Source organism: Paraburkholderia sp. MM5482-R2 (genome assembly GCF_050436125.1).
Classification (GTDB): domain Bacteria; phylum Pseudomonadota; class Gammaproteobacteria; order Burkholderiales; family Burkholderiaceae; genus Paraburkholderia; species Paraburkholderia tuberum.
Genome location: NZ_JBNDLP010000002.1, coordinates 3,557,942 through 3,580,313, shown reverse-complemented (window position 1 = coordinate 3,580,313; position 22,372 = coordinate 3,557,942). Strand labels below are relative to the sequence as shown.

At 64.4% G+C, this 22,372-nt stretch carries 22 protein-coding genes; 12 read left to right on the top strand and 10 right to left on the bottom strand.

Translation table 11 applies throughout. From position 1 onward, the window contains the following. Nucleotides 1-64: 64 nt before the first annotated feature. The 4 genes from nadB to radC all read right to left on the bottom strand — a co-directional run bounded on the left by nadB (nucleotide 65) and on the right by radC (nucleotide 3,423). Nucleotides 65-1,663, bottom strand: coding sequence for an L-aspartate oxidase (gene nadB / locus OKW37_RS19360; RefSeq protein WP_184051594.1), 1,599 nt, complete (start codon nucleotides 1,661-1,663; stop codon nucleotides 65-67). Nucleotides 1,664-1,889: 226 nt separating this feature from the next. After that, nucleotides 1,890-2,057 carry a 50S ribosomal protein L33 gene (rpmG, locus tag OKW37_RS19355; RefSeq protein ID WP_008919555.1) on the bottom strand — a complete coding sequence of 56 codons (168 nt, stop codon included), beginning with the start codon at nucleotides 2,055-2,057 and terminating at the stop codon, nucleotides 1,890-1,892. 10 nt (nucleotides 2,058-2,067) lie between these two features. Then, on the bottom strand, nucleotides 2,068-2,301 hold the full coding sequence (gene rpmB / locus OKW37_RS19350) for a 50S ribosomal protein L28 (protein ID WP_007180631.1): 234 nt from the start codon (nucleotides 2,299-2,301) through the stop codon (nucleotides 2,068-2,070). Between the two features lie 210 nt (nucleotides 2,302-2,511). After that, a complete protein-coding gene (gene radC / locus OKW37_RS19345) occupies nucleotides 2,512-3,423 on the bottom strand; it encodes a RadC family protein (RefSeq protein WP_429408367.1) in 912 nt (303 codons plus the stop codon). Between the two features lie 206 nt (nucleotides 3,424-3,629). Here radC and OKW37_RS19340 point away from each other — a divergent pair, with 206 nt between their 5' ends. The 7 genes from OKW37_RS19340 (at nucleotide 3,630) to OKW37_RS19310 (ending at nucleotide 10,702) form a co-directional block, all read left to right on the top strand. Continuing rightward, nucleotides 3,630-4,085 (top strand): FKBP-type peptidyl-prolyl cis-trans isomerase, encoded by a 456-nt coding sequence (locus OKW37_RS19340; RefSeq protein ID WP_090801560.1) that lies wholly within the window; start codon nucleotides 3,630-3,632, stop codon nucleotides 4,083-4,085. A 2-nt stretch (nucleotides 4,086-4,087) separates the two neighbouring features. Next, on the top strand, nucleotides 4,088-5,047 hold the full coding sequence (gene ispH, locus OKW37_RS19335; RefSeq protein ID WP_184006365.1) for a 4-hydroxy-3-methylbut-2-enyl diphosphate reductase: 960 nt from the start codon (nucleotides 4,088-4,090) through the stop codon (nucleotides 5,045-5,047). A gap of 543 nt (nucleotides 5,048-5,590) precedes the next feature. Further along, nucleotides 5,591-6,793: a branched-chain amino acid ABC transporter substrate-binding protein gene (locus tag OKW37_RS19330; protein ID WP_184058165.1), complete on the top strand. Its 1,203-nt coding sequence runs from the start codon at nucleotides 5,591-5,593 to the stop codon at nucleotides 6,791-6,793. A gap of 228 nt (nucleotides 6,794-7,021) precedes the next feature. After that, nucleotides 7,022-7,972, top strand: coding sequence for a branched-chain amino acid ABC transporter permease (locus OKW37_RS19325; protein WP_184051600.1), 951 nt, complete (start codon nucleotides 7,022-7,024; stop codon nucleotides 7,970-7,972). Nucleotides 7,973-7,998: 26 nt separating this feature from the next. Beyond that, nucleotides 7,999-9,168: an ABC transporter permease subunit gene (locus OKW37_RS19320; protein WP_429404670.1), complete on the top strand. Its 1,170-nt coding sequence runs from the start codon at nucleotides 7,999-8,001 to the stop codon at nucleotides 9,166-9,168. A 20-nt stretch (nucleotides 9,169-9,188) separates the two neighbouring features. Continuing rightward, nucleotides 9,189-9,980, top strand: coding sequence for an ABC transporter ATP-binding protein (locus OKW37_RS19315; protein ID WP_184023151.1), 792 nt, complete (start codon nucleotides 9,189-9,191; stop codon nucleotides 9,978-9,980). A gap of 17 nt (nucleotides 9,981-9,997) precedes the next feature. Then, nucleotides 9,998-10,702 (top strand): ABC transporter ATP-binding protein, encoded by a 705-nt coding sequence (locus OKW37_RS19310; RefSeq protein ID WP_409259243.1) that lies wholly within the window; start codon nucleotides 9,998-10,000, stop codon nucleotides 10,700-10,702. Between the two features lie 119 nt (nucleotides 10,703-10,821). Here the strand turns inward: OKW37_RS19310 and OKW37_RS19305 are convergent, their stop codons facing one another. The 4 genes from OKW37_RS19305 to OKW37_RS19290 all read right to left on the bottom strand — a co-directional run bounded on the left by OKW37_RS19305 (nucleotide 10,822) and on the right by OKW37_RS19290 (nucleotide 14,401). Continuing rightward, complete coding sequence (locus tag OKW37_RS19305; RefSeq protein ID WP_018421572.1) at nucleotides 10,822-11,115, bottom strand: GYD domain-containing protein; 294 nt, start codon at nucleotides 11,113-11,115, stop codon at nucleotides 10,822-10,824. Between the two features lie 263 nt (nucleotides 11,116-11,378). Beyond that, nucleotides 11,379-11,852: a GNAT family acetyltransferase gene (locus tag OKW37_RS19300; RefSeq protein WP_429404672.1), complete on the bottom strand. Its 474-nt coding sequence runs from the start codon at nucleotides 11,850-11,852 to the stop codon at nucleotides 11,379-11,381. 19 nt (nucleotides 11,853-11,871) lie between these two features. Then, entirely contained in the window at nucleotides 11,872-13,056 is a 1,185-nt protein-coding gene (locus OKW37_RS19295) for an acetylornithine transaminase (RefSeq protein WP_429404674.1), read from the bottom strand. 313 nt (nucleotides 13,057-13,369) lie between these two features. Continuing rightward, complete coding sequence (locus OKW37_RS19290) at nucleotides 13,370-14,401, bottom strand: CDP-6-deoxy-delta-3,4-glucoseen reductase (protein ID WP_184058155.1); 1,032 nt, start codon at nucleotides 14,399-14,401, stop codon at nucleotides 13,370-13,372. Nucleotides 14,402-14,495: 94 nt separating this feature from the next. Between OKW37_RS19290 and OKW37_RS19285 the strand changes: the two genes are divergently transcribed. After that, nucleotides 14,496-15,527 (top strand): SDR family NAD(P)-dependent oxidoreductase, encoded by a 1,032-nt coding sequence (locus OKW37_RS19285; RefSeq protein ID WP_429404676.1) that lies wholly within the window; start codon nucleotides 14,496-14,498, stop codon nucleotides 15,525-15,527. Nucleotides 15,528-15,639: 112 nt separating this feature from the next. Here OKW37_RS19285 and OKW37_RS19280 read toward each other — a convergent pair whose 3' ends face one another. Both OKW37_RS19280 and OKW37_RS19275 read right to left on the bottom strand, forming a co-directional pair. Next, nucleotides 15,640-15,828: a hypothetical protein gene (locus tag OKW37_RS19280; protein WP_090801547.1), complete on the bottom strand. Its 189-nt coding sequence runs from the start codon at nucleotides 15,826-15,828 to the stop codon at nucleotides 15,640-15,642. A gap of 167 nt (nucleotides 15,829-15,995) precedes the next feature. Then, the gene (locus tag OKW37_RS19275) at nucleotides 15,996-16,706 is read right to left on the bottom strand and encodes a pseudouridine synthase (RefSeq protein WP_429404678.1); all 711 of its coding nucleotides are present in this window, start codon (nucleotides 16,704-16,706) and stop codon (nucleotides 15,996-15,998) included. Nucleotides 16,707-16,800: 94 nt separating this feature from the next. Here OKW37_RS19275 and OKW37_RS19270 point away from each other — a divergent pair, with 94 nt between their 5' ends. The 4 genes from OKW37_RS19270 (at nucleotide 16,801) to OKW37_RS19255 (ending at nucleotide 22,356) form a co-directional block, all read left to right on the top strand. Next, nucleotides 16,801-18,069, top strand: a complete 1,269-nt coding sequence (locus tag OKW37_RS19270) for an MFS transporter (protein ID WP_429404680.1) — start codon at nucleotides 16,801-16,803, stop codon at nucleotides 18,067-18,069. A 216-nt stretch (nucleotides 18,070-18,285) separates the two neighbouring features. Next, nucleotides 18,286-19,377, top strand: coding sequence for a MurR/RpiR family transcriptional regulator (locus OKW37_RS19265; protein ID WP_429404682.1), 1,092 nt, complete (start codon nucleotides 18,286-18,288; stop codon nucleotides 19,375-19,377). After that, nucleotides 19,374-20,363, top strand: a complete 990-nt coding sequence (locus OKW37_RS19260) for an isoaspartyl peptidase/L-asparaginase family protein (RefSeq protein ID WP_429404684.1) — start codon at nucleotides 19,374-19,376, stop codon at nucleotides 20,361-20,363. The genes OKW37_RS19265 and OKW37_RS19260 overlap by 4 nt, the downstream gene beginning before the upstream one ends. Nucleotides 20,364-20,433: 70 nt before the next feature. Then, nucleotides 20,434-22,356: a dipeptide ABC transporter ATP-binding protein gene (locus tag OKW37_RS19255; protein WP_429404686.1), complete on the top strand. Its 1,923-nt coding sequence runs from the start codon at nucleotides 20,434-20,436 to the stop codon at nucleotides 22,354-22,356. Nucleotides 22,357-22,372: the final 16 nt, after the last annotated feature.

Here is a 22,372-nt window from a genome sequence, read left to right as displayed (position 1 = left end):
AGCTTACCGGCAATGGCCTTGTCGTTTGTGGCGTCGTTTCAGCGTGTATTTCGGCCCAAGGCTGTCAGGTATTCGGCCTGCGTACATACTTCGGCGTGAGCACCGTCGGTAGCGCCTTGGGTAATGTGGACGGCCAGTCGCGGCTGAAATGCAGGCCGCGGCTTTCGCGCCGCGAGCGCGCGCTGTCCACGATCAGCGACGCCACATCGACCAGATTGCGCAGTTCCAGCAGATCGCGGCTCACCTTGAAGTTCGCGTAGTACTCGTGGATCTCGTCGCGCAGCAACGCGAGCCGATGCTTCGCGCGCTCGAGCCGCTTGTCGGTGCGCACGATACCGACGTAGTTCCACATCAGCCGGCGCAGTTCGTCCCAGTTGTGCGCGACCACGACCTCCTCGTCCGGATCGGACACGCGGCTTTCGTCCCAGGCCGGCAGCGGCGCGTGAACGGCGGCAGCGAAGCCTTCCGCTTCGATCGCCTTGGCGGCGGAGCGGCCGATCACGAGGCATTCGAGCAGCGAATTGCTGGCAAGTCGGTTCGCGCCGTGCAGGCCGGTGCAGGACGTTTCGCCGACCGCGTAGAGACCCGCGAGATCGGTGCGGCCCGCCAGATCGGTGACGACGCCGCCGCACGTGTAATGCGCGGCCGGTACCACTGGAATCGGCTCCTTCGTGATGTCGATGCCGAACTCGAGGCAGCGCGCCAGGATCGTCGGGAAATGCTCGTGCAGGAACGCGGCCGGCTGGTGGCTGATGTCGAGGTACACGCAATCGATGCCGCGTTTCTTGATCTCGAAGTCGATCGCCCGCGCGACGATGTCGCGCGGCGCAAGCTCCGCGCGCTCGTCGTGATTGGGCATGAAGCGCGTGCCATCCGGCAGTTTCAGAATGCCGCCTTCGCCGCGCACTGCTTCCGAAATCAGGAACGACTTCGCGTACGGGTGAAACAGGCACGTCGGGTGGAACTGGATGAATTCCATGTTCGACACGCGGCAGCCGGCGCGCCATGCCATCGCGATGCCGTCGCCGGTCGCGGTGTCGGGGTTGGTCGTGTACAGGTAGACCTTGCCGGCGCCGCCGGTCGCGAGCACCGTATGCGGCGCTTCGATCGTAACGGTGCGGCCGCTTTGCAGATCGAGCGCATACAGACCATGGCAGCGGCGGCCGGGCAGGCCGAGGCGTTCGGACGTGATCAGGTCGATTGCGTGATGGTCTTCGAACAGCGTGATGTTCGGATGCTGGCGCACCTGCTCGCTGAGCGTGGCGACGACCGCATGGCCGGTCGCGTCGGCCGCGTGAATGATCCGGCGATGGCTATGGCCGCCTTCGCGCGTCAAATGAAAGCCCAGTTCGGCGGCCTCGTCTTTCGTGAACGGCACGCCCTGTCCGATCAGCCATTCGATCGCGGCGCGCCCATGCTCGACGATAAAGCGTGTCGCCGCCTCGTCGCACAGGCCGCCGCCTGCGGTCAGCGTATCGCGCACGTGATTCTCGACGCTGTCCGCCGAATCGAGCACCGCGGCGATGCCGCCTTGCGCCCAGTCGCTAGCGCCTTCGGTCAGCGATCGCTTGGCGATCACAGCAACGCGCCGTGTCTGCGCGAGATTGAGCGCGACGCTCAAACCAGCCAGACCGCTACCGACAATCGCCACATCGAATTCCATTGCCCACATCTCCGTCTTTCGTTTTGCGATGACGGCGCGCGAACCGCACGCCGCGAAAACGACAAAGGATACGCGCCGCATCGCCCTGGCGAAAGCTGGCCAAACGGAATAGGGCGATTCGCACGCGCCTTGCGGAGCTATCGCGAGGTCCGCGCAAAAACAAAAAAGCCTCGCACGAATGCGAGGCTTTTCATGTTTTTGCCTTCGTCAGGCTGGAGAGCCAAGATTACTTGATCTTGGTTTCCTTGTAGTCAACGTGCTTGCGGATGACCGGATCAAATTTCTTGATCAGCATCTTTTCCGGCATGTTGCGTTTGTTCTTCGTGGTCGTGTAGAAGTGACCCGTGCCTGCGGTCGATTCCAGCTTGATCTTGTCGCGTGCGCCTTTCGCCATGATTTACTCCTTAGGCTTCACCGCGTGCGCGCAAATCTGCGAGCACAGCGTCGATACCGTTCTTGTCGATCAGGCGCAGGCCGGCGTTCGAAACGCGCAGACGCACCCAACGGTTTTCGCTTTCCACCCAGATACGGCGGTTTTGCAGGTTCGGCAGGAACCGGCGCTTGGTCTTGTTGTTCGCGTGGGAAACGTTGTTGCCGCTCATCGGCGCTTTCCCAGTTACTTGGCATACGCGTGCCATGAGAGCACTCCTAATACGCTAATTCTGAGTTCGAACGCCGTGAAAGTTTCCCGAAAAGAGCCGCGCTGAAAGTGTGCGAAGTTGCGCCGAATTTGCATCGAGACACTTCGCTACCACAGCTGCCTGACCTTTGCGGAACGCCTTGATGGCTTCGGAACAGGGGGTTGGAAATAGGCAAACCGGAATTCTAGCAGAAAAAAAGCCGCAAAATCAAACCTTATTTGCGATGCGGGACGCTGCGCCGTACGGCGGCCATTCCGCTTCCCGCGCTCGAGCGGGCTTGCGCGCGAGCCCCGGCCAGCCGGCGCGGGCGAACGAATATACGGTGTCCGCGCCGATCACCAGATGATCGATCAACTGCACATCGACGAGCGCGAGCGCGTCGCGCAGGGTCTGCGTGAGGCGGCAGTCGCTGGCACTCGGCTCGACGGCGCCGGACGGATGATTATGCGCGACGATCAGGCTGGCCGCGTTCGCGGCGAGCGCCCGCCGCACGATCTCGCGCGGATACACGGCCATGCGCGTGAGCGAGCCGCGCGCGCTTTCCTCGCAGCGGATCAGCCGATGCCGGGCGTCGAGAAACAGCGACACGAACACCTCCTGCGGCTGTCCGCCGATCAGAAGGCGCAGATAACTTTCGACCGCTTCGGGCGAATTCATTAGCGGGCGCTTGCGCATCTTGTCGACCAGCGAGCGACGCGCCATTTCCATGATCGCGAGTAATTGCGCTTTTTTCGCGGGGCCGATGCCGCGAATGCCGTCGAAGTCCGCATAGGTCGCGTCGAGCATCGCGCGCAGGGAGCCGAAGCGATCCAGCAGCGCCCGCGCGACGCTGAACACGTCGTGACCGGGCAGGCCGGAGCCGAGCACGAGCGCGATCATTTCGGTGTCCGACAGCACGTCGGGGCCCTGCTCGATCAGTCGCTCGCGCGGCATGTCGCGCCGGAGCCATTTACCCCGAAATAGTTGCCGCCGGCAGCGGGCGGTGGAGTCGGCGGCTTTTGACGGGGCCTCGGCCGACCGATTTGCGGCGGCTTTCACGCCGCCTCCGGCGCGTGCCAGCGCCTTCGGTCGCAGCGTTGCCGCAGGTGTTTCGTCGATTGTGCTGGCGAAATCAGCCATATATATAGAGTCCTCCGCGTAAGGTTGACGGCGCACGCGGCGCAATGCGCCGCCGGGCCGTGCCGCCCTCGCGCGCGACGGACTCAAGCCGGCGCCCGCTAGGTGGCTTACAATAGACACTTTGCGCACGGCACGCCGACGGTTTGCCACACGCGTCGACTGCCCCGCGGCGCACGCGTGCAGCGCTTCGACTGAGCGAGCATTGCATGAGCATCATCGATATTTCCGAGGTGAAACCCGGTTCACACGTCACGCTGCATTACCGGCTTTCCCTTGCCGATGGCGCCGAAGTGATCAACACGTTCAACGACAAGCCGGCCACGCTGCTGCTCGGCGCCGGTCAACTGGCGCCGCCGCTGGAAGATATTTTGCTGGGTTTGAAGGTGGGCCGCCATTCGACCTTTCAGCTAGCGCCGGGCCAGGCGTTCGGCCCGCGCAATCCGGATCTGATCCAGCGCGTGTCCCTCGCCACGCTGCGGGAGAACAGCATGATCGGCGAGGATTTTTCCCCGGGTGACCTGGTCGAATTCAACGCGCCGGGCGGCGGGCGCTATGCCGGCGTACTGAAGGAAGTTGGCGAAACGTCGGCCCTATTCGATTTCAATCACCCGCTTGCCGGCCAGGCGCTGGCGTTTGAAGTGAAAATCATCGGGATTCTGTAAACATGAGCATCACGGATACGACTCTTGCCGAAGCGGAGATCCTGCTGGCCCAGCCACGCGGGTTCTGCGCCGGCGTCGACCGGGCGATCGAGATCGTCGAGCGGGCCATCAAGCTGTATGGCTCGCCGATCTACGTGCGTCACGAAATCGTCCATAACGCCTATGTGGTCGAAGACCTGCGCAAGAAGGGAGCGATCTTCATCGAGAACCTGGACGAAGTGCCGGCGGGCAACACGGTGATCTTCAGCGCGCATGGCGTGTCGAAGGCCGTGCGCTCGGAGGCGGAGTCGCGCGGGCTGCGGGTGTACGACGCCACTTGTCCGCTCGTGACCAAGGTGCATATCGAAGTCGCGAAGATGCGCCAGGACGGTTTCGACATCGTGATGATCGGCCACAAGGGCCACCCGGAAGTCGAAGGCACGATGGGCCAGGCGGCCGAGGGCATGCATCTGGTCGAGGACATCGAGGATGTGCAGGCATTGCAGCTCGCCGATCCGGAGCGGATCGCCTTCGTCACGCAAACCACGCTGTCGGTCGACGACGCCGCCGAAATCATCGGCGCGCTGAAGGCCAAGTACCCGTCCATCCGTGAGCCGAAGAAGCAGGACATCTGTTACGCCACGCAGAATCGCCAGGACGCAGTGAAGTTCATGGCGCCGCAGTGCGACGTCGTGATCGTCGTCGGCAGTCCGAACAGCTCGAATTCGAACCGCTTGCGCGAGCTCGCCGAGAAGCTCGGCGTGCCAGCCTATATGGTCGATTCGCCCGATCAGATCGATCCGGTTTGGGTCGAGGGCAAGCGCCGCATTGGCGTGACCGCCGGTGCGTCGGCGCCGGAGGTGCTGGCGCAGGCGGTGATCGCGCGTTTGCGCGAACTGGGTGTGCGCAACGTGCGCGCGCTCGAGGGCATTGAGGAAAACATCGCGTTTCCGCTGCCACGCGGGCTCGGTCTGCCAGCCTGACAATCCGTTAGCTACACTGAAAGGAAAGCGCGCCCGTGGGCGCGCTTTTTTTATGCCCGTGCCCGACGAACCTCTGATTAAATTAAGTGCCACATCGAATGACCGGTCAACTTTCGGGGGTCTCGCGCACAAATTATTTTGAATTGTGATCGGGGCTTTTATCGATTTTGGCGCGATGCGTCCCCGTTTTAAGCTCCCCAAAGCCTTAAGACAGATTGATCATGCACTGAATTGGTGCAATTTACCGAGCGCGCACTAAATGGTCATACCCGACGCAAAGCCCGGCCTATCCGGGATTCGCGCAGATCGCCCGCAACACTTGATGCCAGCGGGTTCGGCGCCGGTGCAACTGGTGCACGAAAACGGATCGCAACCAGGTTGCGCCTTTTAACGGATTTTGCTCTCAAAATCAGGTTGCAATGCAGGAAAACCCCACCGGTTCAACAATATTGCCACCCGCATAATTGGAGTTACAATGCGCGCGTTCTCAAGGCCTTGAGGTCCTGGACAGTGGATTTCGCAAGGCGCAGGAGACCTTACTTGATGCGAGTCAAATTTGCTTACGCCGTGTCCATCGCGGCCACGGTTGCGATGCTGACCGCGTGCGGCAAGAAACAGGATGGCGAAGCGGGAACGGGCGCATCGGCGGCCTCGGCCGCGGCGGTTGCCGCCGCGAGCGAAGCGACTATCGTGAAGATCGGTCATGCGGCTCCGTTGACGGGCGGCATCGCGCACCTGGGCAAGGACAACGAAAATGGGGCGCGCCTCGCGGTCGAAGAAATCAATGCGCAGGGTTTGACGATCGACGGTCGCAAGATCCAGCTGCAACTCGACGCGCAGGACGATGCGGCGGACCCGAAAACCGGCACCGCCGTCGCGCAGAAGCTGGTCGACGATCACGTGGTCGCGGTGATCGGACACCTGAACTCCGGGGTCTCGATTCCGGCGTCGAAGATCTATAGCGACGCGAGCATCGTCGAGATCTCGCCGTCGTCGACGAATCCGGCCTATACGCAGCAAGGGTTCAAGACGACCTATCGGGTGGTCGCGACCGACGCGCAGCAGGGTCCGGCGCTCGCCAATTACGCGACGAAGGCGCTGGGCGCCAAACGCATCGCGGTCGTGGACGATGCGACCGCCTACGGCAAAGGTCTCGCGGACGAGTTCACGAAGACCGCCGAGGCGAGCGGCGCGAAGATCGTCGCGCGGGAGGCGACGAGCGACAAGGCCACGGACTTCCGGGCCATTCTCACGAAGATCAAGAGTGTTCAGCCGGACGCCATCATGTTCGGCGGCATGGACGCGACGGGCGGGCCGTTTACGAAGCAGGCGGCGGCGCTCGGTATCAGGGCAAAAATCCTTGGCGGCGACGGTGTGTGTACCGACAAGGTAGGTGAGCTGGCGGGTACCGCCGTGCAAAACCTGGTCTGTTCGGAAGCAGGACTCGCGCTTTCGAAAATGACCAATGGAGCGGACTTCGAAAAGAAGTACGAGGACCGCTTCCACACGCCGGTGCAGATTTACGCGCCGTTCACGTATGACGCTGTGTACGTGATCGTCGATGCAATGAAGCGCGCTAATTCTATCGAGGCGCCCAAGGTGCTGGCTGCGATGCCTTCGACCGATTACAACGGGGTAATCGGCCACATCGCGTTCGACGACAAGGGTGATTTGAAAGAGGGCGCCATTACGCTTTACGACTTCAAGGACGGCAAGAAAGCAGTGCTCGACGTCGTAAAGATGTGATGACGGGAAGTTCGGCCTGACGGCACCGACACCATCCAACGGTGCCGTTTTTGCATCCGCCCAAGGTGAGCTCGCGACCGCATCACGGTCGTCAGGGCCAGCCGGCAGCGGATAACCCTTACCGGTCTTTTACATCAGTACCCGCAGTGCCGTTGAGATTCGTAGCGCATCACCGCCCACCGGCAGATGAAAAACGCGAATCCAGTCGCACGGGCTAAGGAGCATTAAATGGATATCTTCATCCAGCAGATCATCAATGGACTGGTACTTGGCAGTGTCTACGCCATCATCGCACTGGGCTATACGATGGTTTACGGCATTCTGGGCATCATCAACTTCGCCCACGGCGACGTGTTGATGGTGGGCGCGATGGTTGCGCTCTCCGCCATAGGTGTGCTGCAGAACCACTTCCCGGGCCTCGGCAATGTGCTGACGCTCGTGATCGCGTTGATCATCGCGGCGGCGGTCTGCGCGGTGGTCGGCTACACGATCGAGCGGGTCGCCTACCGGCCGTTGCGGCGTGCGCCGCGTCTCGCGCCGCTGATCACCGCGATCGGTGTATCGATTCTGCTGCAGACGCTCGCGATGATGATCTGGTCGCGCAATCCGCTGCCGTTCCCGCAGTTGTTGCCCACCGACCCGCTCAACGTGATCAAGGCCACCGACACGACGCCCGGCGCCGTGATCTCGATGACTGAAATCGTGATCATCGTGGCGGCGTTCCTCGTGATGGGCGGCCTCCTGCTGCTCGTGCACAAGACCAGGCTCGGCCGTGCGATGCGCGCGATCGCCGAGAACCCGAACGTCGCGAGTCTGATGGGTGTGAACCCGAACTTCGTGATTTCGGCGACCTTCATGATCGGCTCGGCGCTGGCTGCGCTCGCCGGCGTGATGATCGCGTCCGAATACGGCAACGCGCACTTCTACATGGGCTTCATCCCTGGCCTGAAGGCCTTTACCGCGGCGGTGCTCGGCGGTATCGGCAATCTCGGCGGCGCGATGGTCGGCGGCGTGCTCCTCGGCCTGATCGAGCAGTTGGGTGCCGGCTATATCGGCGACCTCACGGGCGGCGTGTTCGGCAGTAACTACCAGGACGTGTTCGCGTTCATCGTGCTGATCGTCGTGCTGGTGTTCCGTCCGTCGGGTCTGCTCGGCGAACGTGTCGCGGATCGCGCCTGATCCCGGGCCACAAGGAGTCAACAATCATGACCTCAATTCAACCGATCGAGCCGTCCACGACGCTCATCCCCGAAAAGAACCGCACGAAGACGCTGACTATCGGTATTCTCACGGCGATCTTCGTGATCGCCGCGCCGATGGTCATCGGCGCCGCGGGCGGCAACTACTGGGTCCGCGTGCTCGACTTCGCGATGCTGTACGTGATGCTCGCGCTGGGCCTGAACGTGGTGGTCGGCTTTGCCGGCCTGCTGGACCTGGGCTACATCGCGTTCTACGCGATCGGCGCCTACACGGCCGCGCTGCTGAGCTCACCGCACCTCGCGACGCAATTCGAGTGGATCGCGCATCTCGCGCCGAACGGCATCCACGTGCCGATCTGGATCATCGCGCCGATCGCGATGGCGCTCGCCGCGATGTTCGGGATTCTGCTCGGTGCGCCGACACTGCGTCTGCGTGGCGACTACCTCGCGATCGTGACCCTCGGCTTCGGGGAAATCGTGCGGATCTTCATGAACAACCTCGACCGTCCGGTGAACATCACCAACGGCCCGAAGGGGATCACCGGGATCGATCCGGTGTCCGTCGGCGGCTTCAGCCTCGCGCAGACACACTCGCTGTTCGGCATGCAGTTTCCGTCGGTGTACCTGTACTACTACCTGTTCGTGCTGTGCGCGCTGTTCGTGATCTGGACCTGTACACGTCTGCAGCATTCGCGGATCGGCCGCGCGTGGGCCGCGATCCGCGAAGACGAAATCGCCGCCAAGGCGATGGGCATCAATACCCGTAACGTGAAGCTGCTTGCGTTCGCGATGGGCGCGTCGTTCGGCGGCCTGTCGGGCGCCATGTTCGGCTCGTTCCAGGGTTTCGTGTCGCCGGAATCGTTCACGTTCTGGGAATCGGTCGTGGTGCTCGCCTGCGTGGTGCTCGGCGGCATGGGCCACATTCCGGGCGTGATCCTCGGCGCGGTGCTGCTCGCGGTGTTCCCCGAGTTCCTGCGCTCGACGATGGGTCCGCTGCAGAACATGATCTTCGGCCATGAAATCGTCGATACCGAAGTGATCCGTCAGTTGCTGTACGGCCTCGCGATGGTCGTGATCATGCTGTACCGCTCGGAAGGCCTGTGGCCCGCGCCGAAGCACGAAGACAGGATTGCGAAGCTGGCGAAGCGTGGCGGCAAGAAGCCGGTGCGCGCATAAGGTCCGGTGGAGAAAAAGACATGAGCGATAACGTAAGCAACAACGCGACGACCCGGCTGTCGGTGAAGGGCGTCAACAAGCGCTTCGGCGGCCTTCAGGCGCTTTCCGAGGTCGGCCTGCAGATCCGCGCGGGCGAGATCTACGGCCTGATCGGCCCGAACGGCGCCGGCAAGACCACCTTCTTCAATGTGATCACGGGTCTGTACACGCCGGATTCAGGCGAGTTCAAGCTCGACGGCGAGAGCTACACGCCGACCGCGGTCTATCAGGTCGCGAAGGCGGGCATTGCGCGCACGTTCCAGAACATCCGTCTGTTCGGCGGCATGACCGCGCTCGAAAACGTGATGGTCGGCCGTCATGTGCGCACGAAGCACGGTCTGCTCGGCGCGGTGTTCCAGACGCCGGCCGAACGCCAGGAAGAGCGCGAGATCAAGGAGCGCGCGCTCGAACTGCTCGACTACGTCGGCATTACGCAGTACGCGGACTATACGTCGCGCAACCTGTCGTATGGCCACCAGCGGCGGCTCGAAATCGCGCGTGCGCTGGCGACCGATCCGAAGCTGCTCGCGCTCGACGAACCGGCGGCCGGCATGAACGCCACCGAGAAGGTCGAGCTGACCAGGCTGCTCGACAAGATCCGTGCGGACGGCAAGACGATTCTGCTGATCGAACACGACGTGAAGCTCGTGATGGGTCTGTGCAATCAGATGACGGTGCTCGACTACGGCAAGGTGATTGCGCAAGGTCTGCCGCAGGACGTGCAGAAGGATGCGAAGGTGATCGAAGCTTATCTGGGTGCGGGGGTCCACTGATGTCCACGACGCAAGCAATGTTGAAAATCAAGGGCCTGCAGGTCAACTACGGTGGCATCCAGGCGGTCAAGGGTGTCGACCTCGAGGTCGGGCAGGGCGAACTCGTCACGCTGATCGGCGCGAACGGCGCGGGCAAAACCACGACGATGAAGGCGATCACCGGCCTGAAGGCGTATGCGGCCGGCGACATCGAGTACATGGGGCAGTCGATCAAGGGGTTGCCGGCGCACGAGCTTCTGAAGCGCGGTCTCGCGATGGTGCCGGAAGGGCGCGGCATTTTCGCGCGCATGTCGATCGTCGAGAACATGCAGATGGGTGCGTATCTGCGCAACGATACCGACGCCATCAAGTCGGACGTCGAGCGCATGTTCGGCTTCTTTCCGCGTCTGAAGGAGCGTGCATCGCAATACGCGGGCACGCTGTCGGGCGGCGAGCAGCAGATGCTCGCGATGGCACGCGCGATCATCTCGCGGCCCAAACTGCTGCTGCTCGACGAACCGTCGATGGGTCTGTCGCCGATCATGGTCGAGAAGATCTTCGAAGTGGTGCGCCTGATTTCCTCTGAAGGCATGACCGTGCTGCTCGTCGAGCAGAACGCGCGGCTCGCGCTGCAGGCGGCGAATCGCGGCTACGTGATGGACTCCGGTTTGATCACGATGTCGGGCGATGCGAAGCAGATGCTCGACGATCCGAAGGTTCGGGCCGCGTATTTGGGCGAATGAGTGGGCGAATGAGTGGGCGAATAGTTGGACGTATGCCCTTTGCGCATACGTCCGGCTTGCAACGCGCCCCGCGATGCAATGTCGCGGGGCGCGTTTTATTTTTCTGGTTGGGACGTGAATTAAGGGAGTCGCCCGATAACCGAACTGATTTCGTCTTTTGTGAACGCACGCAGCGTTTGCGAGCGGACATTGCCGGCCGAGCCGAGTGCGAAGCCGAAGGCGAGGAAGCTCTGCTCGTCTGCCGCTTCGACGACCGAGACAACGTCGTATGCCCCTAACGTCCAGTAGATCTGCTTCATCTCGCAGCCAAAAGATTTCGCCATTTCCGCCGCCTGCCCGGCTCGCTCTGCACTGTTCTTGATCGTGCGGATACCCTGATCCGTAAATTGCAGGAGCACCACATAAGTCGCCATGAAGATTCCCCTTAGGATTCCAACGCGTTGGGACTCAGACGCATGAGCCGCCCCCGGGGGGGAAGGGTCGCGATTCGCCGCAAACCTGTCTTTCCAGCGCCGGCGTCGTCTCGTGCGTAAACGATTTTAGGCAATCCGACTGCTCGCCATCTGCTATTTGTCCGAATCCGCCGATATGTGCGCTGCTTGCGGGAGAACCATTGAAAAAGCCGCATGCGTCAAGCAACGCATGCGGCTTTCTTTAATCAGGCGTACGACGCGAATCAACTGGCCGGGGCCGCGTCGGCGTATTGGCCGAGCCGCTTGCCGAGGCTGATCACCGCATCGGCGCGATACCCGAGCGCATCGTAGAACGCCCGTATTTCAGCCGTTGCCGACGACAGTACCTGCAGGTTCAGCTTCGGACAACCAAGCTTCGTCAACTCGCTCTCGACGTGCGCGACGAGCCGCGTGCCGATGCCATGACGTCGCAGCGATGCGTCGACCGCGAGCGAATACAACCAGCCGCGGTGTCCATCATAGCCGCCCATTACGGTGCCGACGATGCGTCCATCGAGCACCGCGACGAAGAACAGCTCCGGTTGCGTCGCGAGCTTGTTGGCGATCGACAGACGCGGGTTGCGCTGCGGTCGCGTCACGTCGCGATGCTCGGGAAACACGTCCTGCCATAGCGCAATCACGGCTTCGGTATCGGTCGCGTCGAAGCGGCGGATCGACAGCGTCGTGTTCGTCGTCATTGGTGCGCTCCGTGGTTGATTACAGCGAGTCGAGAACCGAGCGCAGCATCGCCAGCATCTGGTCGATTTCTGCGGTCGTCACGTTAAGCGCCGGCATGAAGCGCAGCAGGTTCGGACGCGCGGCGTTCAGCAGCACGCCGTCGGGTTGCATGTCGCGCGCCTTCTCGACAATCTGGTTGCCGATGTCCTTGCCGAGCAGCAGCGCGCGCAGCAGACCCTCGCCGCGCTCGCCCTTGAAGCCGCGCTCCTCGGACAGCTCGAGCAGCTTCGTGCGCAGATATTCGCCGCGCGAGCGCACGCCTTCGAGGAAGCCCGGCGCCGTCAGCTGCGAGATCACCGAGTAGCCGACCGCGGTCATCAGCGGATTGCCGTTGTAGGTGCCGCCCTGATCGCCCGCTTCGAACACGGCGATTTGCGCCTTCGACAGCAGCGCCGCGAGCGGCACGCCGCCGCCGATGCCTTTGCCGAGCGTCATGATGTCCGGCTCGATGCCCGACAGCTGATACGCGAACAGCGTGCCGGCGCGACCACAGCCGCTTTGCACTTCGTCGACGATCAGCAAGATGTTGTGTTTTTTCGTCAGCTCGCGCAGTTGCTGCATGAACTCGCGGGTTGCGGGGATCACGCCGCCTTCGCCCTGGATCGGCTCGAGCATCACCGCGACGGTCTTCGCGTTGATCAGCTTTTCCACCGACGCGATGTCGTTCAGGTCCGCCTTCGGGAAGCCCGGCACCTGCGGCGCGTAGATCGTGTCCCAGCCCGGCTTGCCGCTGGCCGACATCGTCGCGAGCGTGCGGCCGTGGAAGCTGTGGTCGAACGTGATGATCTCGAACGCGCCGTCCTTGAACTTCCTGCCCCACTTGCGCGCGAGCTTGATCGCGCCTTCGTTCGCCTCGGCGCCGCTGTTCGCGAAGAACACCTTGTCGAAGCAGCTGTGCTGCGTGAGCAGGCCCGCGAGCTTCGCCATCGGCTCGTTGTAGAACGCCGGCGACGGGTTGATCAGCAGCTTGGCCTGCTGGTTCAGCGCTTCGATCATGCCGTCGTTGCAGTGGCCGAGGCTATTGACCGCCCAGCCCTGAATGAAATCCAGGTAGCGCTTGCCGTTGTTGTCGTAAATCCACGAGCCTTTGCCGTGCGTGAAAACGATTTCAGGTCGGTTCGTGATGTACATCAGCGAATCGATTGGATACTCATTGAAATTCATGACGGCAGGCTCCAGGCAAAAGGGTAAGAGCAGGGTGAAGAAACGGTGACGGTTTGGCCAATAAGAACGGCGGCCGGAAAAACAGAAAAGCCACGGCATGCCGTGGCTTTCATGATTCGAACAGCTTGCGCCCAGGTTTTGTGTGGCGCGAGTCCGTGACGAAGCCAGCGGCGTCCCTAAGGGAGCGGCGAGCGGCGACGTCGGAATTCGGACTGGATACGGTTCATGCGCGAAAGAATACGATAAGAAAAGCGCTGGTGTAAACCATGAATTTGCACTGGCGCTGCATCGGGGGGAATTTGCCGCCGTGCAATCAGACCGCGTTCGCGAGATCGGCCGCGCTGGTGAACGAGTCCGCGTAGAACTCGTCTTCCGGCAACTGGTGATGCTGCGTGAAGTCGCGCAGCGCCGATTCGACCATCACCGGCGCGCCGCATGCATACACCTGGTAGGCCGACAGATCGGGCAGATCCTCGATCACCGCCCGATGCACGAAGCCCGTGCGGCCCGTCCATGCGTCGCCCGCATCGGGCTCGGAGAGCACCGGCACGAACTTGAAGTTCGGAATCTCGCGCGCCCATTGCTCGGCGAGTTCGAGCAGATACAGGTCTTTCTTGCGGCGCGCGCCCCAGTAGAGCGTCATGGGGCGCGTCATGCTCTTGAACACCGCATGCTCGACGATCGCCTTCAGCGGCGCGAAGCCGGTGCCCGACGCGAGCAGCACGATCGGCTTGTCCGAGTCTTCGCGCAGGAAGAACGTGCCGAGCGGCGCTTCGAAGCGCAGGATGTCGCGCTCCTTCATCGTGTTGAACACATGGTCGGTGAACGCACCGCCGGGCATGTGGCGGATGTGCAGCTCGACCGGGCCTTCGACGTGCGGCGCGCTCGCCATCGAATAGCTGCGGCGCTTGCCGTCCTTCAGGATGAATTCGAGGTACTGGCCGGCCAGATATTGCAGACGTTCGTTGGCGGGCAGTTGCAGCTTCACGACGATCACGTCGTCGGCCTTGCGCTCGATCGCGTTCACGCGGCACGGCAGCTTCTTGACCTGCACATCGCCGACGCCGGCCACTTCGCGGATGTCGACTTCGAGATCGGAGCACGCGCTCGCGCAGCACAGGAGCGCCATGCCGCGCGTCTTTTCGTCGTTCGACAGCGCCGACGACGAGTGCGCGCGCTGTTCGACCTCGCCGCTCACGACCGTGCCTTTGCACGAACCGCACGCGCCGTTCTTGCAGCCGTACGGCAGGCCGATGCCTTGACGCAGCGCTGCGGAGAGCACCGGTTCGTCCTGTTCTACCTGAAACTGCCGGCCGGTTTGCCGGAGCGTGACGTTAAATGCCATAAAGTGTTCGGAATCGAAAATTCGGAATCGTAATCGGACCCGCCGGATCAACCGCGCGGTACCTGTTGAGTGTGACCGCTACAATGCGCCCACCATGAAAGCGACACGAAACTTCCGCCGGCCGCGCGTGCTGATCGTAGGATGCGGCGACGTCGGCATGCGCTGCGTGCCCCTGTTGCGGCCGCGCGCGCGTATCTTCGCGTTGACGAGCCATGCCGCGCGCTGCGATGAGTTGCGCGCCGCGGGCGCGACGCCGCTCGTCGGCGATCTCGACGAGCGCGGCAGCCTCAAACGGCTCGCGCGCCTCGCGCCGACGGTGCTGCATCTCGCGCCGCCGCAGAAGTCCGGCGACGACGATCGACGCACTCGCGCGCTGCTTGCGACGTTAGGTGCCGCGGGCCGCATGAACGCTTGCGCGGCGAGGTCGTCCGTCGCGCCGATCGCGCGGTTGCGCCGGGCGCGCGCTTCAGGTCTGGACGCTGAAACACCCGATATTGTACCCGACGGGGTGCGCCGGACCGGCGCTTCGCGCGCACCGGTGCGCATCGTTTACGCGAGCACGACGGGCGTCTATGGCGATTGCGGCGGCGCGTGGATCGACGAAACGCGCGCGCCGCGGCCCGCGAATGCGCGCGCCAAACGTCGCGTGTCGGCCGAGCGGCAGTTGCGGCGCGCGACGGCGCGCGGCAGCGTCGCCACGAGCATCGCGCGGATCCCGGGCATCTATGCGCGCAACCGTCTGCCGCTCGCGCGGCTCGAAAGAGGCACGCCGGCGCTCGTCGATGCCGACGACGTCTACACGAATCACATCCACGCCGACGACCTCGCCGCGATCCTCGTGCGTCTCGCCACGCATGGCCGGCCCGCGCGCGCACTGCACGCGTCCGACGATTCGTCGCTGAAAATGGGGGAGTATTTCGATGCGGTCGCCGATGCGTTCGGGCTCGCGCGCCCGCCGCGCATCACGAGAGAGCAGGCGGAGCAGCAGATCGATCCGCTGCTGCTGTCGTTCATGCGCGAGTCGCGCCGGCTCGTGAACCGGCGTCTGAAGGAGGAATTGCGGGTACGTCTGCGCTATCCGAGCGTCGAGGATTTTTTGCGCGAGGCGAACGGGAAACGCGGCTAGGCCGGCAGCAGAAACAAAATATCGCCTCGCGAGGGCGGAGTTGCCCCGCAAAGCGTATCCGCCGCACCGCATCAATGCGCCGCGCAACACGAGCTGCGCGGTCCAACCGGCATCAGGTCAGCGCAGGCAGCACTTCCAGCAACAGGAAGCACAGCATGCCGCCGATCAATGCGCCGATCAGATTCGGATGGTACTTGTGCCGCAGCCGCATGATGACCAGCAATCCGCCGACCAGCAGCAGCGCAAGGCAGATAAACGAGATCATCGCGTGCGAAAACGCCATCGTGCCGTCGATTTGCATGGCGCCCCTCCTTGAAACCTTTGTAGTCGTTTGTTTAGACGAGTATAGGGCGACATGTAAGCAACGGCATGCTGCAACGCAACGGCCCATGTTCGGTGCACCGCAATGCGCGCGGGCTTTCTCCGGCACATCAAGGGCTTAGGCGGGCCCTCATTGCGGCTAGTCGTTTACCCGGCCCGCAGCGCGGCAAGACCCGCTGCGTCGAGCCATTGCCATACGCCGGGCGCGAGCGCCGCGGGAAGCGCGAGCCCACCGATCCGTTCGCGATGCAGCGCCTCGCAGCGGTTGCCCGAGGCCGCGATCATCCGCTTGACCTGGTGGTATTTGCCTTCGAGCACGGTGAGCTCGAGTGTGTGAGTGTCGCGCGCCTGGGCGTCGAGCGCGGCGCTGGGTTTCGTTTCGCCGTGCAGCAGCACGCCGTCGCGCAGCGCGGCGAGCTGCGCGTCGTCGAGCGGATGGCGCGTGGTCGCGACGTAGAGCTTCGGCACCTTGCGTTTCGGCGACGTGAACTGATGCACGAACTTGCCGTCGTCGGAGAGCAGCAGGAGGCCCGTGGTGTCCTGATCGAGACGGCCGACACACTGCACGCCGCGCTCGGCGAACTGCGGCGGCAGCAGGCTGAACACGCTCAGATGATGCTGCGGATCGCGCGAGCATTCGTAGCCGATGGGCTTGTTCAGCAGCAGATACGCATGCTCGCGATACGGCCATTCGACGCCGTCGACGCTAAAACGCAACGCGCCGCCATCAACAGCGAAATCGGCGTCGGCATCGGTGCAAATCGCACCGTCGACGCTGACGCGGCCCTCGCCGATCAGCGCACGGCATTGGCGGCGCGAACCGAAACCTTGAGTAAAGAGAATGCTTTCGAGATTCATGGCGAGCGAAGAATAACACCGCAAGAAGCGGAGCGCCCCGCAAGTCCCAAGCGCCGACGATGAATGCCTCACGTCAAACCTCGGGAGTGCATCGATGTCCGCCACGTCTTCCCCTTCGTCGTCTTCGCCGTCCGATGCGCAACGTCTGCCCCGCCCATTCCAGCGCCTCGCCTGGTCGAACCTGTGCGCGCAATCGGCGGAGCAGATCAGCCTCGCCGCCGCACCGCTCGTCGCGGTGTTCGCGCTCGGCGCCGACGCGCGCGATACCGGTCTGCTGCAAACCGCGCAGACGCTGCCGTTCCTGTTGCTGTCGATGCCGCTCGGCGTCTGGGCCGACCGCCGCTCGCGCCGCGTGCTGATGACGCTCGCCGAGAGCGTGCGGGTCTGCGCGATGCTGTGCGTGCTGCTGCTGGTGCTCACGCATGCGCTGAACCTGCCGCTGCTCGCCGCGCTCGGCTTCGTCGCCGCGACGGGTACGGTCGCCTACAACGTTGCGGCGCCGTCGCTGGTGCCGTCTATCGTGCCGCGCGACGCCTATGCGAGCGCGAACGGCCGGCTCGAACTCGCACGCAGCGTCGCGTATTCGGCGGGGCCGGCGCTGGGCGGCGTGCTGGTCGGCTGGATCGGCGCGGGCTGGGCGTATGGCGGCGCGGCGATGTTGTCGGCGTTCGCGGTCGCGTTGCTGGCGGGATTGCGCGAGCCGCCGCGCGCGGCCGCGCCGCGGCGGCACTTCATGCTGGAGCTGCGCGACGGCACGCGCTTCGTGCTGCGCGATCCGTTGCTGCTGCCGATGCTGCTGACCGCCGTGTTCTTCAATCTCGGCTTCTTCATCCTGCAGGCGGTCTATGTGCCTTACGCGGTGCATCGGCTGGGGCTCAATGCCTCGGCGGTCGGCGTGACGCTCGGCGCGTACGGGGTCGGCATGGTCTGCGGCGCGCTCGCCGCGCCCGCGGTCGCGCGGCGTCTCGCATTCGGCCGTCTGCTGATCGTCGGACCGTCGTGCGGGCTGCTCGCGTCGCTCGTGATGGTGGCGACGCTGATCGTCCCATCGTTCTGGCTCGCGCTCGCGAGCTTCTTCCTGCTCGGCGCGGGACCAATCCTGTGGGTCGTCGGCTCGACCACGCTGCGTCAGGCGATCACGCCCGAACGGATGATCGGCCGCGTGTCCGCGCTGATCAGCACCGCCACCTACGGCGCGCGGCCGGTGGGCGCGCTGCTCGGCGCCGCGCTCAGCGCGCGCTGGAGCATCGACGTGTGTCTGGTCGCGGCGTCGCTCGCGTTCGTCGTGCAGGCGTTGATCATCGTGATGTCGCCGGCGGCGCGGCTGCTGGGCCTTCCCGAACAGAGCGCGGCGGCGTGCTGAGCGGCGGAGCGCGGCACGCGATGAAGCCAGCCATCGCCCCGATGAAAATGGATTTTCATCGGGGTGCGGCATGGCGTGGATGCTGAACTCCATTGTCTGAAGACCTTCGGTCGGTGAAAACCCTCGAAATAATGAAAATGAATTTTTTTCGGCGCGTGTTTCATGTAAATATAATTTCATCCCATTCGCATAGAACAACCGCGCCTGTCCGTTCGCATGATCCATCACCCGTCCGCTGTGTCGAACCCCGCCGAGCAGGCCATTGCCGCGCGCATCACCGCCGCGATGCCGACGCTCACGCCGATCCACCAGCGCATGGGCGAGTACGTGCTGGCCCATCTGTTCCGCGCGGCGACGATGCGTATCGACGAGCTCGCGAGCGTGGTCGGCGCGTCGGTCGCGAGCGCGAATCGCTTTGCGCGCGCGCTCGGCTTCGACGGTTATCCGCAGTTTCGCGAGGCGCTCGTGCGTGGCTTCGAGGCGACGCTCGCGCCGGTCGAGCGGCTGCGCAGCGCGCAGGAAACGCTCGCGGCCGGTGACGATCTGATCGACGCGTCGCTCGAGCAGGCCGCCAACAATCTGCACGCAACGCGTACGTCGATCGATCGCGCGACCGCCGACGCCGCCGTCGACGCGATCATCGCCGCGCGTCGCGTATTCGTGATCGGCTTCGGCGCCAGCGCGTTTCTCGCGAGCCTGATGGAGCACGGACTGCTGCCGTATCACGACAACGTGCATTCGCTGGCGCTGAGCGGCGGGCCGTCGCATGCGGCGCGGCACCTCGTGGGTTCGGGCCCGGGCGATCTCGTGATCGGCATCGCGTTTCCGCGCTATGTCGAGGACACGATCGAGCTCGCGCGCCGCGCCTCCGAACGCGGCGCACGCGTGCTCGCGCTCACCGACGGTCCGCGCTCGCCGCTCGTGCGGTTCGCGGACCTGTCGCTGTATGTCCGCACCGACCGGCGTCTCGCGTCGAATGCCGATTCGGCCGTGCTCGCGGTCATCGAGGCGTTGTGCGACGCGGTCGCGTATCGCGCGCAACGCTCGGTCAAGGCGGCCGCCGAGGTCAGCGAGTTCGTGCTGCCGTGGCTGTTCGATCCGCAGTCGGGCGCGGCCGGCGCCGCGCAGGAGCCGGCGCGCGCCCTGAGCAAAGCCGCGCGCGCGAGGGCTGCAACGCTAAGACACAGCGACGGCGCAAAGGCCGACAGTATCCAAGCCAGAAGCACGAAAGCCAGGGATGCCGAAGCAAAAGCCATCACAGCACCCCGCACTCCCCGAACCACCCGCACTCCACGATCCAAACGATGAACTCCAACGCAGTCATTGCCATTCACGGCGGGGCAGGGACGATCCTGCGCACGTCGATGTCGGCCAGCGCCGAAACCGGATATCACGCGGCGCTCAACGCGGTGCTGAGCGCTGGCCAGCGCGTGCTCGCCGACGGCGGCAGCGCACTCGACGCGGTCAGCGAAGCGGTGCGGCTGCTCGAAGACTGCGCGCTCTTCAATGCGGGCCACGGCGCGGTCTACACGGCGGCCGGCACGCACGAGCTCGACGCCGCGATCATGGACGGCCGCACGCTCGACGCGGGCGCGATCTGTTGCGTGACGCGCGTGCGCAATCCGATTCTTGGCGCGCGCCGCGTGCTCGAGCGCAGCGACCACGTGCTATTCACCGGTGAAGGCGCGGAAGCGTTCGCGGCCGCGCAGGGGCTCGAGTTCGTCGACAACAGCTACTTCGATACCGACGCGCGCTATCGCCAATGGCAACTGGCCCGTGAGCAGCAGCGTCCGATGCTCGATCACGACGCCGCGACGCTCGCGTCCACGGCTTCGAGCAGCGACGACCCGACGCCGCACGAGCCGATCGATCCGAATCGCAAGTTCGGCACCGTCGGCGCAGTCGCGCTCGACCGCCACGGGCATCTCGCCGCGGCGACCTCGACGGGCGGCGTGACCAACAAGCAGGCGGGCCGCGTCGGCGATACGCCGCTGATCGGCGCGGGCTGCTACGCGGACGACGCGACCTGCGCGGTATCGACCACCGGCGCGGGCGAAATGTTCATGCGCATGGTCGCCGCCTACGACGTCGCCGCGCAGATGGCCTATCGCCAGGTCTCGCTCGAAGAAGCCGCGCACGACGTCGTGATGAACCGCTTGCCGAAGATCGACGGACGCGGCGGCCTCGTCGCCGTCGACGCGCGGGGCAACGTCACGCTGCCGTTCAATACCGAGGGTATGTACCGCGGTTTCGCGCGGCTCGGCGAAGCGCCGGTGACGGCGATCTATCGCTAGCCGCTGGCGCGTGTCGCCACCTGCCTGAGACCCCGTTAGCCGTGTTCGAATTCAAAGCAAAGGAACCACCGTGCCGACTTCCTCGCACACCGCCAGCCCGCTTATCGAGACCCTGCCGCCGCAGCGCGTGCTCGCGGTCGACGATCTGACGGTCGCGTTCCGCCGCGGCGACTCGACCTTCAACGCGGTGCGCAATCTGTCGTTCACGGTCGAGCGCGGCGAGACGCTCGCGATCGTCGGCGAATCGGGCTCCGGCAAGTCGGTCACGTCGCTGGCGCTGATGCGGCTGATCGAGCATGGCGGCGGCCGTCTTGCCGGCGGCAGCATCGCATTCCGGGGGCGCGACGGCAGCGTGCTCGATCTCGCGAAGGCGTCGTCCGGCACGATGCGCACGGTGCGCGGCGCCGACATCGCGATGATCTTCCAGGAGCCGATGACCTCGCTCAATCCGGTCTTCACGGTCGGCGATCAGATCAGCGAGGCGATCGCGCTGCACCAGGGCAAGAGCCGCGAGGCCGCGCGCGCCGAAACCTTGCGTCTGCTCGAGATCGTGCGGATTCCCGAGGCAAGGCGCGTCGCGGCGCGTTACCCGCATCAGCTGTCGGGCGGCATGCGCCAGCGCGTGATGATCGCGATGGCGTTGTCGTGCAAGCCTGCGCTGCTGATCGCCGATGAACCGACCACCGCGCTCGACGTGACGATCCAGGCGCAGATCCTGCAACTGATTCGCGGCTTGCAGGACGAGATGAACATGGGCGTGATCTTCATCACGCACGACATGGGCGTGGTCGCCGAAGTGGCCGACCGCGTGCTCGTCATGTATCGCGGCGAGAAGGTCGAGGAGGGCGCGTCGGACGCGCTGTTCGCCGCGCCGTCGCATCCGTACACGAAGGCGCTGCTCGCGGCGGTGCCGCGGCTCGGCTCGATGCACGGCACCGATCAGCCCGCGCGCTTTCCGATCCTGAGCGTCGAGCAGGCCGGTGCGAACGGCACCGATGCGGCGGTGCAGCCGGCGGCGGCTGTCGCCGAAGAAATGCAGCCGCTGGTGCGCGACGACACGCCGCCGATCCTGCGCGTGCGCGATCTGGTCACGCGCTTTCCGGTCCGTAGCGGCCTGTTCGGCCGTATGACGGGCCGTGTGCATGCGGTCGAAAAAGTCAGCTTCGATCTGCGGCCCGGCGAAACGCTCGCGCTGGTCGGCGAGTCGGGCTGCGGCAAGTCGACCACGGGCCGCTCGCTGCTGAGGCTCGTCGAAAGTCAGAGTGGCTCGATCGAATTCGCTGGCAAGGAAATCAGCTCGCTGACCGGGCCCGCGTTGCAGGCGCTGCGCCGCGATATCCAGTTTATTTTCCAGGACCCGTTCGCGTCGTTGAATCCGCGCTTGACCGTCGGCTTCTCGATCATGGAGCCGCTGCTCGTGCATGGCGTCGCGCAGGGTGGACAAGCGCAGGCGCGCGTCGCATGGCTGCTCGAGAAAGTCGGTTTGCCGGCCGAGGCCGCGCGCCGCTATCCGCATGAGTTTTCGGGCGGGCAGCGTCAGCGTATCGCGATTGCTCGCGCGCTCGCGCTGAATCCGAAGGTCGTGATCGCCGACGAATCGGTGTCCGCGCTCGACGTCTCCGTGCAGGCGCAGATCGTCAATCTGATGCTCGACCTGCAGCGCGAGCTCGGCGTCGCGTATCTGTTCATTTCGCACGACATGGCGGTGGTCGAGCGGGTCAGCCATCGCGTCGCGGTGATGTATCTCGGCCAGATCGTCGAGATCGGTCCGCGTCGCGCGGTGTTCGAGGCGCCCCAGCATCCGTACACGAAGAAGCTGATGAGCGCGGTGCCGGTCGCCGATCCCGCGCGCCGTCACGCGCAACGCATGCTCGCCGCCGACGATATTCCGAGCCCGATCCGCGCGCTGCACGACGAGCCGGTCGTCGCGCCGCTCGTCGCGGTGGGTCCGGATCATTTCGTCGCGCAGCATCGCGTCGGCGGCGCTTATTGAGCGAAGCGCCGCATCG